The sequence below is a fragment of the Noviherbaspirillum cavernae genome (genome assembly GCF_003590875.1).
Lineage (GTDB): Bacteria > Pseudomonadota > Gammaproteobacteria > Burkholderiales > Burkholderiaceae_D > Noviherbaspirillum > Noviherbaspirillum cavernae.
The window spans coordinates 802249-816579 of sequence record NZ_QYUN01000002.1 but is presented as its reverse complement, the minus strand read 5'-3'; the positions used below and the strand labels follow the sequence as shown (position 1 = coordinate 816579).

Annotated in this window: 14 protein-coding genes and 1 pseudogene; 13 read left to right on the top strand and 2 right to left on the bottom strand. The window is 58.8% G+C overall.

Annotated elements, in window-relative coordinates; translation table 11 throughout:
* Window positions 1–19 precede the first annotated feature (19 nt).
* From D3870_RS03965 to D3870_RS03895, 13 genes and pseudogenes are all read left to right on the top strand, one after another.
* Window positions 20–1219, top strand: coding sequence for a type II secretion system F family protein (locus D3870_RS03965; RefSeq protein WP_119736848.1), 1200 nt, complete (start codon window positions 20–22; stop codon window positions 1217–1219).
* On the top strand, window positions 1216–2907 hold the full coding sequence (locus tag D3870_RS03960) for a GspE/PulE family protein (protein WP_242489856.1): 1692 nt from the start codon (window positions 1216–1218) through the stop codon (window positions 2905–2907). The genes D3870_RS03965 and D3870_RS03960 overlap by 4 nt, the downstream gene beginning before the upstream one ends.
* Window positions 2900–3730: a hypothetical protein gene (locus D3870_RS03955; protein ID WP_119736846.1), complete on the top strand. Its 831-nt coding sequence runs from the start codon at window positions 2900–2902 to the stop codon at window positions 3728–3730. The genes D3870_RS03960 and D3870_RS03955 overlap by 8 nt, the downstream gene beginning before the upstream one ends.
* Window positions 3727–4278 carry a PilN domain-containing protein gene (locus D3870_RS03950; RefSeq protein ID WP_119736844.1) on the top strand — a complete coding sequence of 184 codons (552 nt, stop codon included), beginning with the start codon at window positions 3727–3729 and terminating at the stop codon, window positions 4276–4278. The genes D3870_RS03955 and D3870_RS03950 overlap by 4 nt, the downstream gene beginning before the upstream one ends.
* A complete protein-coding gene (locus tag D3870_RS03945) occupies window positions 4275–4889 on the top strand; it encodes a hypothetical protein (protein ID WP_119736842.1) in 615 nt (204 codons plus the stop codon). The genes D3870_RS03950 and D3870_RS03945 overlap by 4 nt, the downstream gene beginning before the upstream one ends.
* 17 nt (window positions 4890–4906) lie before the next feature.
* Window positions 4907–5431, top strand: coding sequence for a hypothetical protein (locus D3870_RS03940; protein WP_242489855.1), 525 nt, complete (start codon window positions 4907–4909; stop codon window positions 5429–5431).
* A complete protein-coding gene (locus D3870_RS03935; protein WP_119736838.1) occupies window positions 5431–7863 on the top strand; it encodes a secretin N-terminal domain-containing protein in 2433 nt (810 codons plus the stop codon). Before D3870_RS03940 ends, D3870_RS03935 begins: the two co-directional genes overlap by 1 nt.
* A gap of 95 nt (window positions 7864–7958) precedes the next feature.
* Entirely contained in the window at window positions 7959–8426 is a 468-nt protein-coding gene (locus tag D3870_RS03930; RefSeq protein ID WP_199710501.1) for a type II secretion system protein, read from the top strand.
* 44 nt (window positions 8427–8470) lie between these two features.
* A complete protein-coding gene (locus D3870_RS03925; protein ID WP_119741643.1) occupies window positions 8471–8860 on the top strand; it encodes a type II secretion system protein in 390 nt (129 codons plus the stop codon).
* A gap of 8 nt (window positions 8861–8868) precedes the next feature.
* Window positions 8869–9414: a type II secretion system protein gene (locus D3870_RS03920; protein WP_242489854.1), complete on the top strand. Its 546-nt coding sequence runs from the start codon at window positions 8869–8871 to the stop codon at window positions 9412–9414.
* A gap of 131 nt (window positions 9415–9545) precedes the next feature.
* A pseudogene (tnpC, locus tag D3870_RS22675) lies at window positions 9546–10670 on the top strand (IS66 family transposase); the annotation flags it as partial.
* Window positions 10671–10724: 54 nt separating this feature from the next.
* On the top strand, window positions 10725–11042 hold the full coding sequence (locus D3870_RS03900; RefSeq protein WP_147375694.1) for a hypothetical protein: 318 nt from the start codon (window positions 10725–10727) through the stop codon (window positions 11040–11042).
* 24 nt (window positions 11043–11066) lie between these two features.
* Window positions 11067–11708: a hypothetical protein gene (locus D3870_RS03895; RefSeq protein WP_119736828.1), complete on the top strand. Its 642-nt coding sequence runs from the start codon at window positions 11067–11069 to the stop codon at window positions 11706–11708.
* 402 nt (window positions 11709–12110) lie between these two features.
* On the opposite strand, the gene D3870_RS03890 is transcribed toward D3870_RS03895, so the two are convergent.
* Both D3870_RS03890 and D3870_RS03885 read right to left on the bottom strand, forming a co-directional pair.
* Window positions 12111–12485 carry a DCC1-like thiol-disulfide oxidoreductase family protein gene (locus tag D3870_RS03890; RefSeq protein WP_119736826.1) on the bottom strand — a complete coding sequence of 125 codons (375 nt, stop codon included), beginning with the start codon at window positions 12483–12485 and terminating at the stop codon, window positions 12111–12113.
* Complete coding sequence (locus D3870_RS03885; protein ID WP_119736824.1) at window positions 12482–14302, bottom strand: hypothetical protein; 1821 nt, start codon at window positions 14300–14302, stop codon at window positions 12482–12484. The genes D3870_RS03890 and D3870_RS03885 overlap by 4 nt, the downstream gene beginning before the upstream one ends.
* Between the last annotated feature and the right edge of the window lie 29 nt (window positions 14303–14331).

The window sequence follows — 14331 nt, the reverse complement described above, 5'->3', positions numbered from 1 at the left end:
GCTCGAAAGTACTCCCGGTATGCAGTACGTTGTCCGTGCCCTGTCCGCCGATCACATCGTGACGGAGCTGACCGTTGATGCGTTCGATGAGGTGGATGCGCGACGTCAAACCGAAGCGCGCGGACTGTATGCCGCGTCCATCGCACCGGCGCGACATGCACTGTTCGGCAGGATCACATCCAAGGCGTCATCCCGATCCATGTCGCTGGTGCTGTTCAGCCAGGAATTGCTGGCGTTGCTGACGGCAGGACTCAGCATCGTCGAATCGCTGGAAGCCTTGCTGGAAAAGGAGACCAACGACGCGACACATCAGGTTCTCAGCCGGCTATTGCTCGGCTTGCGTGAGGGGAAACGCTTTTCGCGGGTATTGGCGGAGCAGCCCGACCTTTTCCCGCCGCTGTACATCGGCATTGTGCAGGCCGCCGAAGGCACCAGCGATTTGCCGCAATCGCTGGCACGCTTCATTGACTACCAGCAGCGCATCGACAGTGTGCGCAGCAAGATCATCAGTGCCATGATCTATCCGATGATCCTGCTGCTTGTCGGCGGCGGTGTGACATTCTTTTTGATCGGCTATGTCGTGCCGCGGTTTGCGGACGTGTATCGCGGCGCGGGGCGTTCCTTGCCATTGTTATCGGAGCTGCTACTGGAATGGGGACGGTTTGCGGGAAGCCATGCACACCTGCTTTTTCCGGGATTGTCGATCGCTTCGTTATTGCTTCTCGTCTGGCTGCGCATCTTCGTTACTCAGGGTGGCTTGGCACAGGCGCTGGTCAAGCTGCCCGGCATCGGCGAACGGGTACGCATTTACGAACTGTCCCGTTTGTACCTGACGCTGGGCATGCTGCTCGAGGGCGGGATTCCCATCGTTGCCGCGCTGAACACCGTACAGGGGATCGTGTCCGCGCAGGTCAAATCCGGATTGCAGGTGGCAACCGAGACCATTCAATCCGGCACACCGCTATCGGTGGCCTTTGTGCAGAACCGATTGACCACGCCGATCTCATTGCGGATGCTGCGCGTCGGCGAGCGCTCGGGCGAGCTTGGCCAGATGCTGACGCAGTCTGCGACTTTCTATGATGGCGAAATCAGTCGCTGGATCGATCGCTTTACGCGCACTTTCGAACCCTTGCTCATGGCGGCAATCGGTCTGGTCGTGGGCGCGATTGTGGTGCTGCTCTACATGCCGATCTTCGACCTTGCCGGGAGCCTGTCGTGAGTGCAGCCATTCACTCGCATCCGGTCACGCTCGATCCCGCACAGCTGCAACAGGCACGCACGGCCGCAGCGCAATCGGGGCGCTCCATCATCGCCGAGTTGGAAGCCATGACCGGACTCGATGCTCGCGCACTGATACATGCCGTCGCGGCGCCATTCGGCTTGCATACGATGGAGACCGCTGACATGCTGGCATTGACGCCGGCATTCGATTTGTTGCCGCTCCCCAAGGCGATGCAGCGAAGCTGCGTGCTGCTGCGCACCGTCGACAATCTGTTACTGGGGGGCGTTGCCGATCCCTTCGATGCCGACCTGCATACCTGGCTCAACGCGCAAGCAAAGGCAATGATCGAGATTCGCCTGGCGTTGCACGCCGACATCCAGGCTTATCTGTCCACACAGGAAGAGTCTGCACGCGCCGTCGATCACCTGGTCTCTGCTTCACCGGAAGACAGGAAGGACAGCAGAACGGCGACCATCCTGTCGTTTGCATCGGTGTCGGAAGCGGCCAGTCCGGCGGTGAAGCTCGTCAACTCCACGCTCTACGATGCATTGAAGGCCGGCGCTTCCGACATCCACCTGGAAAGCACGGCGAACGGCCTGGCGGTCAAATACCGTGTCGATGGCGTACTGGACCACGTCACCTCGACCAACGGGATCGAGATCGCCGAACAAGTGATTTCACGCCTGAAAGTATTGGCAGAGCTCGATATTGCCGAGCGGCGCGTGCCGCAGGATGGCAGCTTTCGCGTGGAGGCCAGCGAGCGGGAAATCGATTTGCGCGTCTCGATCATGCCGAGCATTCACGGCGAAGACGCCGTCATCCGGATTCTGGACAAGCGCGCCATGATTGAGACGTATGGCTCCCTGACGCTGGAAGCGCTCGGCTTCGATGCGCCCTCGCTCTCCACTCTGCGCATGCTGGCGGAAGAAGCGTACGGCATGCTGCTGGTGACCGGTCCGACCGGTTCCGGCAAGACGACCACGCTGTATGCGGCGCTGACCGAGATCCACAATGGCCGCGACAAGATCATCACGATCGAGGATCCGGTCGAATACCAGTTGCCCGGCATCCTGCAAATTCCCGTCAACGAAAAGAAGGGGCTGACCTTCGCCAGGGGCTTGCGCTCGATCCTGCGCCACGATCCCGACAAGATCATGGTGGGCGAAATCCGCGACAGGGAAACGGCGGAAATCGCCGTGCAGTCCGCGCTGACCGGCCACCTGGTGCTGACCACGGTGCATGCGAACAACGTGTTCGATGTCTTCGGCCGCTTCGCGCATATGGGCATCGATCCGTATGCGTTTGTTTCCGCATTGAACGGCATCTGGGCGCAGCGGTTGGTGCGCCTGAATTGCCCGCATTGTGCGACCACGTGCGTACCCAGCGATGGCGAGCTGGCGCGTGTCAACCTGATGCGCGCCGATGTGATCGGCTACCGGTTCAGGCAGGGCAAGGGCTGCGGTGATTGCCGCGGCACCAGTTACAAGGGCAGAAAGGCGATTGCTGAAATCCTGACGCTGAACGATGAAATCCGCGAACTCATCGTGGAGAAACGTCCCATCCGCCAGATCAAGGAAGCAGCGCGCCTGAACGGCACGCGCAGCCTGCGTGAAGCGGCGCTGGAACTGGTCAGGCGCGGCGAAACCACGCTCGATGAAATCAAGCGGGTGACCCTGCATGCGTAGTCCGTTCGGAGCATCGCTGCGCATCGGCCTGTCCGGAACGCGCATCACGCTGCTGCACAGCGGCGGCTGGCGGCAACCACGCTTTCGCGTTCTCGCGGAAGCGGATGTCACGAACGATGCGCGCGCGGCAGCCGATCATCACATGACAACGCTGCGCCATCTGTTGCAGGAAGCCCAATGCAGCAAGCTGCTCACCACCATCATTCTGGCCGATGACTGGGTGCGTTACTTCATGGTGACGCCACCCCGCAATGCCGTGCGCCTGCAGGATTGCAAGGCAGCGGCGTCACTGCGTTTCCAGACGCTCTATGGTGAATCACCAGGCGACTGGCAACTCGACGCCGACTGGGATGCCTGTCGACCGTTCCTGGCTTGTGCGATACCGCGGACATTGCTGGATGGGTTGCAACGAATTGCGATCGAACATCGGCTGACCATCGTCGGCATCGTCCCGCACTTCATCGCCGCCTGCAACCAGTGGCGCAAGCACTGGCGTCCTGCCGCATGGTTCGGCACCGTCCATGGCAACATCCTGACGCTCGGCGTGCGCGATCGGCAGAGAATATGCACCGTCAGATCGACTTTGCTGGCGAATGACATATGTCATGAGCGGCATTGGTTAGCCCGACACGTGTCGCGGGAGGCGCTCATATTGAATCTTTCTGCGCCCGATCAGGTGCAATTGTGCGGCGATGTTCCCGAACAGTGGATCACCGAGGCTGCCGGACCCTTCACCTACGTGCAGCTTGACATGCCCACACCTGCATTGGACAGTCCCATGTCGGCAGGGGCTATCCTGGCCATGACGGGGCTGCGGCGATGAAATCCAGTTCCATCGACTTCGCTCCGCGCGGCTTCCGGCGTGCCATCGTCCGCACCAAGCCGGTTGCCTGGGCGCTTCTATGCATTGGCATCGTGTCGTGCATTGCGGTCGGAATGACGGCATGGACCTTGGACCAGCGCTACCGCGCCGAAGAAGGCCGCGTGAAGCAGCTTCAGGTACAACTGGCCGATAACCGGGCGCGCCAGCCTCTTCCTAAAAAATGGACGGTGTCGGCGTCGCAAGCAGACGCGGTCAATCAGGCGACCGCCCAACTGAACCTGCCATGGCGCGATGTGCTGGATGCGATCGAGGCCGCGACGCCGGCGACCGTCGCCCTGCTGGCGCTCGAGCCGGATGCCAGGAAACAGGTGCTGAAAGGCCTTGCTGAAGCCAGGAGCAGCGAGGCGATGATTGCCTATATCGAGCAGTTGAAGCAACAGTCGTATTTTGATGCCGTTGTGCTGACCAGGCACGACGTCAACGAACAGGATACGAACAAGCCGCTGCGTTTCCAGTTCGAGGCGCGATGGACAGGAGGTGGCGAATGAAGTCATTCCGCCTCGGCTCTCGCATCCTGCAGATGCGTCTGGCGCTGGCACGAGTCGGTTGGATCCAGGGAATCGCCTGCTTGCTTTGTCTTATTGGCGTATCGGCGTGGCTGTTGGGCCTGCCGCAGCTGCGCGTACGTATCGACGCGCAGCATCTTGCCTTGGTTCGCACGCAGCAATTGTTGCAGGCGACAAGGCAAACTCTCGTGGTCGCGCCGCGTCCGGTCGGCGAAGCACGTTTGGCGGCCTTCTACGACAGCCTCGGCGAGGCGAAATATGTCGAACAGCAAATCAAAACCCTGTTTGCCATTGCGGGCAAGACGGGTTTGATGCTGCGTACGGCAGAATACCGGCTGGGTGAAAGCAAAGACGGACACTTCCAAACCTATCAAGTCGTTTTCCCGGTGAAAGGATCATATAGCGCGCTCCGGCAGTTTTGCGAACAACTGCTGCTCGCCATTCCATTTGCGTCGCTGGACGAACTCACATTCAAACGCGAGGCGATTGGCAATCCTGCGCTGGAAGCCCGCGTGCGGTTGACGCTCTATCTGACGGATGCGCCTCTTTCGAAGGATAAAGAGGCGTTAATGACGCGGGATGCAGAGTTGTGAAGCGCAGGCATTTCGTGATGTTCGCTGCTTTGGCGATGACGGCATGGCTCGCGCTGTTTGGCGACAAGTCACCCGACACCGGCATTGCCGAACCTGTTACTCGAGCAAACAAGGGACCACCGGCTGCAGGAACAACCTTTCCTGCACAGAGCGGCATCGCAAAGCAAAGCACCCGCAGCGAGCCCCTCCCTGACATCCTGGCTTTACAGCCGCGCGAAACGCTGATCGGTGGGGCACACGCTGCAATTTCCACGGATGGAATATTTACCACCCAAAGCTGGACGCCGCCGCCCCCGCCACCACCGAAGCCGCCACCACCGCCACCGAGCGCGCCACCATTGCCTTTCGCCTACCTGGGAAAAAAAATCGAGAGTGGTGTGTGGGAAGTCTATCTGGCGCAAGGCGACCGCACGCACATCGTGCAGGAGAAGGCGGTGATCGACGGCATCTACCGGATCGACGCCATCAAGCCGCCGACCCTCTCACTCACTTACTTGCCGTTGACGCAGGTGCAAACGCTGACCATTGGAGTATCCGACTGATGCCAAGTCGCCTCAAGAAATTGCTGCTTCGCTACTATGCCGCCCATCGTCTGCTTGGGCAGGCGCTGCGCACCGCATGCATCGTCCTTCTGGCCGGTGTACTGCTCGCTGGCTGTGCCGGCGCACTCGCCTTCCGGGACGGCAAAGAATTCCTCAGCCAGGACAAGGTGGTCGAAGGGCTGGCGAAACTCCAGGAAGCGATGGTGCACGACCCGCACAATCTCGAGTACAAGAAAGCATATCTGCAAGCCCGTGAGCGGGCTGTGTACGTGTACCTGACACAGGCCGACCGGGCGGCGGAATCGGGCAAGCGCAGCGACGCGGAAAGGCTGTATCAGCGTGTGCTCGCCATCGATGCGAGCAATGATCGTGCATACGCCGGATTGCGGAACATCGAACGAAGCCGGCTCCACGACCAATTGCTCAAGGAAGGCAAAGCGGCGCTGGAGAAGAAAGACCTGGCGTCGGCCAGGCTGAAACTGGCAACCCTGCGCACGGAGGATCCCGCCGGCGAGCCCGCCCGTATGCTGCATCGTGAAATTGACGAGCAAACGGCGCTTCCCTCGATGGATTCCAGCCTGGCGGCTGCATACCGCAAACTGATTACGATCGAGTTCAAGGATGCGCCCCTGAAGCAGGTGTTTGAAGTGATTTCGCGCTCTTCCGGTTTGAACTTCATCTTTGACAAGGACGTCAAGCTGGATCAAAAGACGTCGGTCTTCCTGAAAAGGAGCGCGATCGAATCGGTGGTGCATTTCACCTTGCTGACGAACCAGCTGGAACAGCAGGTGCTGGATGCGAACACCATTCTGATCTACCCCAATACGGCTGCGAAGCTGAAGGACTACCAGGAAATGGTGGTCAAGAGCTTTCTCCTGGCCAACGCGGATGCGAAAGTCGTGGCCAATACCTTGAAGACCATCGTGAAATCGCGCGATATCGTGGTCGACGAGAAGTTGAACATGGTGATCGTGCGCGACAGTCCGGACGCAATCAAGGCGGCAGAGAAACTGGTTGCCTTGCATGATGTGCCCGAACCGGAAGTCATGCTCGAAGTGGAGATTCTGGAAGTCAAGCGGACTCGACTGATGGAACTCGGCATCCAGTGGCCAAGCAGTTTGGCGTTGACGCCATTGCCCTCCACGACGGGCGGCACGCTCACGCTGGATGATTTGCGCAACGTCACCAGCAAGACGGTCGGTGCCGGCGTCGGACCGACGATCATCCGGGCGCGCAAGGAAGATGGCGATGCGAATCTGCTGGCCAATCCGCGCATCCGCGCCCGCAACCATGAAAAGGCAAAAATCCTGATTGGCGAACGGGTACCCAATATCACCACCACAGCGACCGCCACCGGCTTCGTGTCCGAATCGGTTAACTATATCGATGTCGGCCTGAAGCTCGATGTCGAACCCACCGTCTATCTGGACAACGATGTCGCGATCAAGATCTCGCTGGAAGTCAGCAGCGTCACGAACCAGATCAAGACCCAGTCCGGCTCCATCGCCTACCAGATCGGCACGCGCACGGCGAGCACCGTGCTGCGCTTGAAGGATGGCGAGAACCAGGTGCTGGCCGGGTTGATCAACGATGAAGATCGCCGCACCGGCAACAAGGTGCCCGGCCTGGGCGAATTGCCCATTCTGGGGCGCCTGTTCGGCAGTGCCATCGATGACAGCCAGAAGACGGAAATCGTGCTGTCGATCACGCCACACCTGATCCGCAACATCCAGCGCCCGGACGCGGCGATGGCCGAATTCCGATCCGGCACCGACAGCAGCTTTCGCACTCGTCCGGACACGATCACCACCACGCCCGGTCCTGTCGCGCCAAGTGCAGCTCCGGTGACGACAGCCGTCAAAATGAATACACCGCCGACAACACCCAAGCCGCCCACTCCGTCACTGGCGGTGCCGACAACGGGAGCGGGTACCGGCGGTGGCGCCCAATCCTCGCCCGGCGCGACGCCGGACGCCAATGCCGCCATCGGCGGCGGGATCGGCAATCCGCTGTCCCTGGCTGCTCAGGCTCAATGGCAAGGCCCTGCCAGCGTCAAGCCCGGTGAAACCTTCGCCGTGCAGCTTCGGGTCCAGTCGAATCAACCCGTCGCAAGCATGCCGATGACGATCGGCTTTGACAGCAAGACACTCCAGGTCGTGAATGTGGCGGAAGGGATCTTCCTGAAACAAGGGGGCGCGCAAACGACCTTCACCAGCAAGGTGGATCCGGCCGGCATCATCACGCTCCAAAGCACACGCACTGGAGCAGGAGGTGCGACACTGCCTGCGGATGGCGTCACGGTCAATTTCCGCGCGCTTGCAGCGACCGATGCAGCGCAGATCCAGCTGCTGTCCCTGTCGCCAACCGGACCCGCCAACCAGCCTATCGTGACCAAACCGACGCCGCCGCTGGCCATACGGGTGCAGCCGTAATGATGGCAGGCGCATTATCGGATCGCATGCCGAATCCTGCATCGCATCAACAAAGCCGCATGATGCGCGCTTGCCGATGGCTACGCCGTCGTGACATGACGCCTGGCTTTACCTTGATCGAACTGTTGATCACGCTTGCCATTCTGGGTGTGCTGGCGAGCATTGCGGTTCCGCTCGCGCAGGTGGGCGTGCAACGCAGCCAGGAGCAGGAATTGCGCCGCGCCCTGTGGGAAGTCCGGCGCGGCATCGATGCCTACAAACAGGCGAGCGACGAAGGCCGCATCGCGAAATCGATCGGCAGCAGCGGCTATCCGAAAAACCTGGAAATCCTGGTGGAAGGCATCCCCGACCAGCGGGATCCGCGACGCAACAAGATCTATTTTCTGCGGCGAATTCCACGCGATCCGATGCATGCAAACTCCGAGATATCAGAGGCGGTCACCTGGGGCAAAAGAAGTTATGCCAGCGACGCGGCCGATCCACAGGAAGGCGAGGACGTGTATGACGTGTACTCGACATCGTCGAAGATCGGCTTGAACAGCATCCCGTATCGGAAATGGTGACTGTCATGCCGGCACAACCCATCGTTCGCGTTTCGTCCAACCGCATGGCATGCGCGCAGAGACTGCCGTCGCATGGATTCACGCTGATCGAATTGCTGGTGGTGCTGGCGATCGTTGCGCTGCTGGCGACGCTGTCCCTGCCGCGATATTTCCAGAGCATCGATACCGCCAGGGAAACCGTCCTGATAGACAACTTGCGCTTGACGCGGGAAACCATCGACAAATTCTATGGGGATACCGGCCGCTACCCCGAGTCGTTGAGCGAGCTGATCGACAAGAAATATCTGAAATCCCTGCCCGTCGATCCGATCACGGAGAGCACAGCCACTTGGGTCATCGTTCCGCCGGACGATGCTGCCAAGGGCAATGTTTTTGATCTACGTAGCGGCGCGTCGGGGAGCAAGCGGGATGGCACGCCGTTTGCCGCATTGTAGGAGTCGCCGTGAAGCCGTGTGCCAATTTCAGAATGAGTCGCATCGGCCATGATCGTATGCGCGCGAACGGCTTTACCTATCTGGGTGTGCTGATCCTGGTCGCCGTGATGGGTCTTGTCTCCACCGCGTCGGTGCAAGTGGGAGTGATTCTGCAGCGGCGGGCGGCCGAAGAAGAACTCTTGTCGATCGGCATGGAATTCCGCAACGCCCTGACCAGCTATGCCAATGCGACGCCAACAGGAAAGACCACCTATCCGCAATCCTTGCAGGACCTGCTGAAGGATCCGCGCTATCCGAACCCGCGGCGGCATCTGCGCAAGCTGTATGCCGATCCCCTGACCGGCAAGGAAGAATGGGGAACGATCGCCGCGCCGGACGGCACAGGTATCGCCGGGGTGTACAGCCTGTCGAATGCCGTGCCGATCAAGATCGGCAATTTCCCCATCCCGTTTCAGGAATTCGCAGGAAAAAACACTTACCGGGAGTGGAAGTTCACGGCGATACAGTTAATGCAGGGCGCAATGCCTGCAATCCCCGTACAACCCAGGCCATAAGGTGCGATTCCGATACGTGATTTGCTTGGTTTTCCGGGACCAATCCGAAGCTGAGCTTTCGGTTGTCGAAGACCTCAATACGAGAAAGCGGTGGAGGACAAGACGGATAACTCAGCGAGTTCGCCATCGTCCATGGCTCCTATGTCAAACGCGCGGCGACAAGTATCAACCGTGCTCTCCGTGTCTCGGCAGTGTATCAGCGTGTCGTGAAAATCGCCCATGTGGAAGCGGTGCTGGCGCGCTCCGGCATTGAGCTGTGCCGCGGCACGCTCGGGCACTGGATGATCGGTGCCAGCCAGCGTCATCTGCAGCGCCTGGTCGACGCCATGCATCGCGTGCTGCTGGCGCAGCCGCTCATTCACGGCGACGAGACCACGGTCCAGGTATTGCACGAGGAAGGCAAGAGCGCGCAGAGCACGTCGTACATGTGGGTCTACCGCAGCGCCGAGGCGAGTGCCGAGCCGGTAGTCCTGTTCGACTATCAGTCGGGACGCGGGCAAGAGCATCCGCAGCCGTTCCTGCGCGGCTACCAGGGCAGGCTGGTGACCGACGGCTACCAGGCGTGACGCACGCTCAAGGGCGTCACGCACTTCGGGTGTGTCGCGCACGCGCGCCGCAAATTCGACGAGGCAACCAAGGTGCAGAAGGCAGAGGGCCGCGCGAAGCAGGCATTGGAATTCATCGGCCGGCTGTACCAGGTCGAAGCCATCGCAAGAGGCCCACTGCCGGCCGTGCAGACGCGCGTCGGCCACACCTATTCGCTGCGCCAGCAGCATAGCGTGCCGGTGCTGGCGGCATTCAAGACATGGCTCGACGAGCAGGCCGGTCGGGTTCTGCCCAAGAGCCTGCTGGGCGAGGCGGTCGCCTATGCGCGTAACCAATAGAACTACTTGGTCCGCTATGCCGACGACGGCACGGTGCCGATAGACAACAACGTCCTCGAACGCGACATCCGTCCATTTACAACCGGAAGGAAGAATTGGTTGTTCAGCGACACGGTCGCCGGCGCCAAGGCCAGCGTCGTCATCTACAGCCTGATGCTGACATACCGGGCATGCGATGTCGAGCCATGGATGTACCTGAATGCGGTGCTGACCGAACTGCCGCAGCGTCCGGATAGCGCCGATGTCTCGGACTTGCTGCCGTGGCGCTTCGCACAGCGCCAGCAGCCGACATCAGCGGCATCACCCACATTTGCCTGGTTTGCCGTTTCCGGTGCAACCGGCGCCTCGATTCAAGCCACTCAACACGGGTAAAGAGGCGCCACGGCCACTCACGTCATAGCAGCCACAGTCGCCCATGGAGAACATATGCAATCACCTGACACACCATCCGCAGGAGCCCTTCTCTCTGCAGCCGAATTTCGTACCCGGGCAGGTAAATACTATGATGCGCTGGGCATTCTGGAACGCACCATGGATGACGCGCCCGGCGATCATTCGGAACACTGGATGGGCATGATATGTGCCGCCGCAGCGCGCAACAAGCTGCACATCCAGGATGATCAGGGAGCGCGGCAATATCTCAATCTTATTTTGCCAGCGCTTCGCGTCGCCAACCCGAAAATCGATGCGGAGTGCCACACGATCTCCGGCATCCTGCGTCGCCGCGAAGCGCACACACACTAGAAGGCGAAGCTGGAACACGAGGCATTGGTCCTGGCTGACGACGCGATCGAAGCATTCTGGCATGCGGAATACAGCGCCCAAATGGCGTTGGAGGATCGCCTGCAGCACAACACCGTGCTGAATCGCTTGTACGCCGAGGGCCTGAAGCTTGCAATTCAAGCGCAGCCGCGCGCGCACTATACCCCCTTGCTGGCTGCGGCGATCGTGGCCGAAGCCGCGAGCCGCGACAGTACACCGCCTTGCGTACGCGATGAATTGAGCGGACTGATCATCGTCATCGACTTGGCATGCGGCGCGGGTGCAAGCCTGGACGATGCCGCCCGCCTGTCGGAGCAATCGGCGTTCGTCAAGGCGGCCGGGAAGATACTGCGCGCCGGCTGCAGCACTTGGGCTGAACTGATCCTCAGCCACGTGCGAGACATGAACATTTGCAAAAACGACGTTCTGGCACGCGCCATGCTCTTGGGATGCAAGCTGCTGCGCGAAGACGGCTATCGCGCCGATCGCGCACTGCTGGCCGAGTACGCGGCGCGACTGCGCATTCACTCCCTGGATCTGGACGGCGCAGCATGCAATGCTGCGCTAAGGCGGCAAATCGTGGATGCACTCACGCGCTTTCCGGCGGAGATCGCGCACAAGGTAATGCGCCTTAGATTCCTGAGATAAGCCCGATCCCGAGCCACGTACGCACGCTCCTTGGGAGCACGGCCCACTGGCGCGCGCGTCTTGCTATGTGATATGCCCGGGTGGCCGGTCCGCGAAGATCCATCAACCCGCGTACGCAACAGGCTCACGTCGCGGGCAGCAGGCAAAAATGGCAATACTGATGGCATGTCAACTTCCCGCGTAGTAGCGAATCACGGCATACGTGCAGAGAAACAACCGCTTACGGTTGATCAAGATGGGGAGGCCCTTGCAGTAGCCTTGGCACAAATAACAAGGCCTCCAGTCTGGAGGCCTTTTAAACGCTTGGCGAGAGGGGGATTCGAATATACCAAACGCCCTTATTTCATGCGGGCTCTACAGAAATGCTGGCAAAAAAGCTGTCATTTCCTCGAACCACCGGTTTCACGCTATTCTGCCGCGCCCCATCAGCCACAACGTCACGTTTCGACCTGCGCGCAATAACGGATAAATAAGTTTTGACAGGCGCTTATGCCTAAAAACTACCGCATTCAATTTGTTGAAGACATCGCTATCCGAGCTGAGCAGTGCGATACGATTCATGCAATCAGCTCCCCAATAGTCCTCGCCGCCGAGATGCAGAAGCATGCCCTGATCAAGGTTGTAACCCTTTCGCCTATAGTGCGAAGCTAAGTCCGTGTTTTCTCTCATGTTGAGAAGCGTAACCGGGCCTACTGCCTTCTTAAGTCGCACCAGCTTGACGAAGTTGGAACAGAATGGGCAATCGCCGTCATATAGGATGTAATTGCCTTCTCTCATCGGTAACTCTGAAAATTTTCCGGACCAGCGTAGGTTTCGGTCACGCCGAGCGCTTTATCCGCGACCTCAATGAGAGTGTATAAGAATGCTCCATCACCCGTGTGCTTGATAAAGAATCGGTTGCCTCGCCACGCACCAGCCAACTCCTTGGGGTCGACCTCCTGCGGTTCCTCGCGAACATTTTTCCGTGCCAGTATCTTGAACGATGGATCTCGGAAGCCGAAGGCTTCAACGGTGATGAAGTATTGTTTTGATGCCTCATCCCATGTCAATGACGGTGTAACTCCCCTGAATCCCAGCTTGTCACTTATGGACGTTAAACCCGAATGAAGCACAACCATCGGAAGCGCCGGGCGCGGCCTTGGCGGAACGGCTACGATCTGCGAATAGGTGCGATAACTTCCAATTTCACTGCTTGAGCTAAGTTGAGGTGAGTTCATCCAAAAGGCATTTTTCAGCAAGAGCTTGCCGGACACATGAAGCTGCTGTTGAGCGGACGCATCCCTTGATGAGATAAGAATCGGATTTACTACAGGAGAGGGGATCATTGACGGCTCCAACTTCTTTCCATCTACAGTCTCAACCTCTATCCATCCACGGTATATTGGGAAATAGTTCGGTTTGGAATATGGGGCCAACGCACGATTCTCAGAGAAGAATGCCATTGAGCTAAACGGGTAATTCAGGTGCTTCTCACCAAGTTTCCAAATGATATTGGCAGCGTAATACCCAAAAAAAAGAGCCATGAACGCGTAGACTGCAAGCCGGTAGCGCGAACCGATATTGTCAACCACGTCTAATGCGCGCTTTTGCACTGCCATCAAGAAAGCACCCATAACGAGATAGCCTCGTTGTGTCGATACAGGCCTCCCGATCTTCCCTGTGATTTTCCCGTAAAGCCATTCCCAATCAACTGACAAAAGACATAGTGGCACCCAAAACGGATGCCAGAACTCAAACAATCGGGTCAAACCGACAATCTCAAGGAAAAAGAACATCCCACCAATCACTAGGCGCAGCACCGGATGCCGCACTAGGAACAGGCAAAAGATGGTCGAGAACTGGGCGATAAGTTGCAAGGTGCCGGCAGTTTTGTAGAGCCACGGATTGTTGGCCACCCATAGAACGAGCTCAGGCGGATTGAACCGCGCGAGCCCCCAGGAAACCGCGAGGGAGTTGCGCAAGTTGTCCGACCACGCCCACCAGACCCCATTGCCCAGCGTGAATTTCTGATAAAACGCGCCGAACATGAACATATGGGTGGATAGCTCGGCAAAGAGGACCGGCCACCAATATTCACCGTCGTGCTTTTTGAGTGGGGAAGGTAGTGCGCGAAACCGGCGCACTACCGCGTCAACCGATAGCACATCACCTGACCGACCAAACATGAAGGACAGTGCCGCCAAGAGTTGAACATTAAAACCGTGCGACCAATACGGCCCAAAAGACGCTATTAAACTAGCGTAGAGCGTGGCTGAGACCGCAGCGATTACAGCAGATGTCCTGGTAAACACCCCCAGGAACATGGTGATGCAGAAGAATTGCGAAAGATGAAACAGATTGATGACGAAGTCTTGGTTTGGGGGGGCAACAAATATTTTGGCGAGGCCTTTAGGAACCCACCCCCAGGATTTATAACTCTCTACATAAAAATTCCATAAATAAGCATCCCCGGCTTCTTTGATGGAAAGCCAGAGGGAAATGGCTAGGAGCATCCGCGCAATCGCGGCATTATACGCACCGCCACGGAAGAAGAAAAAGCGATCGAGGAAGCTAACTCGCAAAGGCATCAAGCCGGCAAGGTTTAATATTTTCATAGGGCAATTATGCCGCCATTATTTCCCTA

Bases quoted from the DNA above. Each gene is read 5' to 3' on its own strand.
- D3870_RS03965 (WP_119736848.1), top strand. From the start codon at position 20: ATGCAGTACGTTGTCCGTGCCCTGTCCGCCGATCACATCGTGACGGAG.
- D3870_RS03885 (WP_119736824.1), bottom strand. From the start codon at position 14,302: ATGAAAATATTAAACCTTGCCGGCTTGATGCCTTTGCGAGTTAGCTTC.
- D3870_RS03925 (WP_119741643.1), top strand. From the start codon at position 8,471: ATGGCATGCGCGCAGAGACTGCCGTCGCATGGATTCACGCTGATCGAA.
- D3870_RS03890 (WP_119736826.1), bottom strand. From the start codon at position 12,485: ATGAGAGAAGGCAATTACATCCTATATGACGGCGATTGCCCATTCTGT.
- D3870_RS03950 (WP_119736844.1), top strand. From the start codon at position 3,727: ATGAAATCCAGTTCCATCGACTTCGCTCCGCGCGGCTTCCGGCGTGCC.
- D3870_RS03930 (WP_199710501.1), top strand. From the start codon at position 7,959: ATGACGCCTGGCTTTACCTTGATCGAACTGTTGATCACGCTTGCCATT.
- D3870_RS03935 (WP_119736838.1), top strand. From the start codon at position 5,431: ATGCCAAGTCGCCTCAAGAAATTGCTGCTTCGCTACTATGCCGCCCAT.
- D3870_RS03955 (WP_119736846.1), top strand. From the start codon at position 2,900: ATGCGTAGTCCGTTCGGAGCATCGCTGCGCATCGGCCTGTCCGGAACG.
- D3870_RS03940 (WP_242489855.1), top strand. From the start codon at position 4,907: ATGTTCGCTGCTTTGGCGATGACGGCATGGCTCGCGCTGTTTGGCGAC.
- D3870_RS03900 (WP_147375694.1), top strand. From the start codon at position 10,725: ATGCAATCACCTGACACACCATCCGCAGGAGCCCTTCTCTCTGCAGCC.
- D3870_RS03945 (WP_119736842.1), top strand. From the start codon at position 4,275: ATGAAGTCATTCCGCCTCGGCTCTCGCATCCTGCAGATGCGTCTGGCG.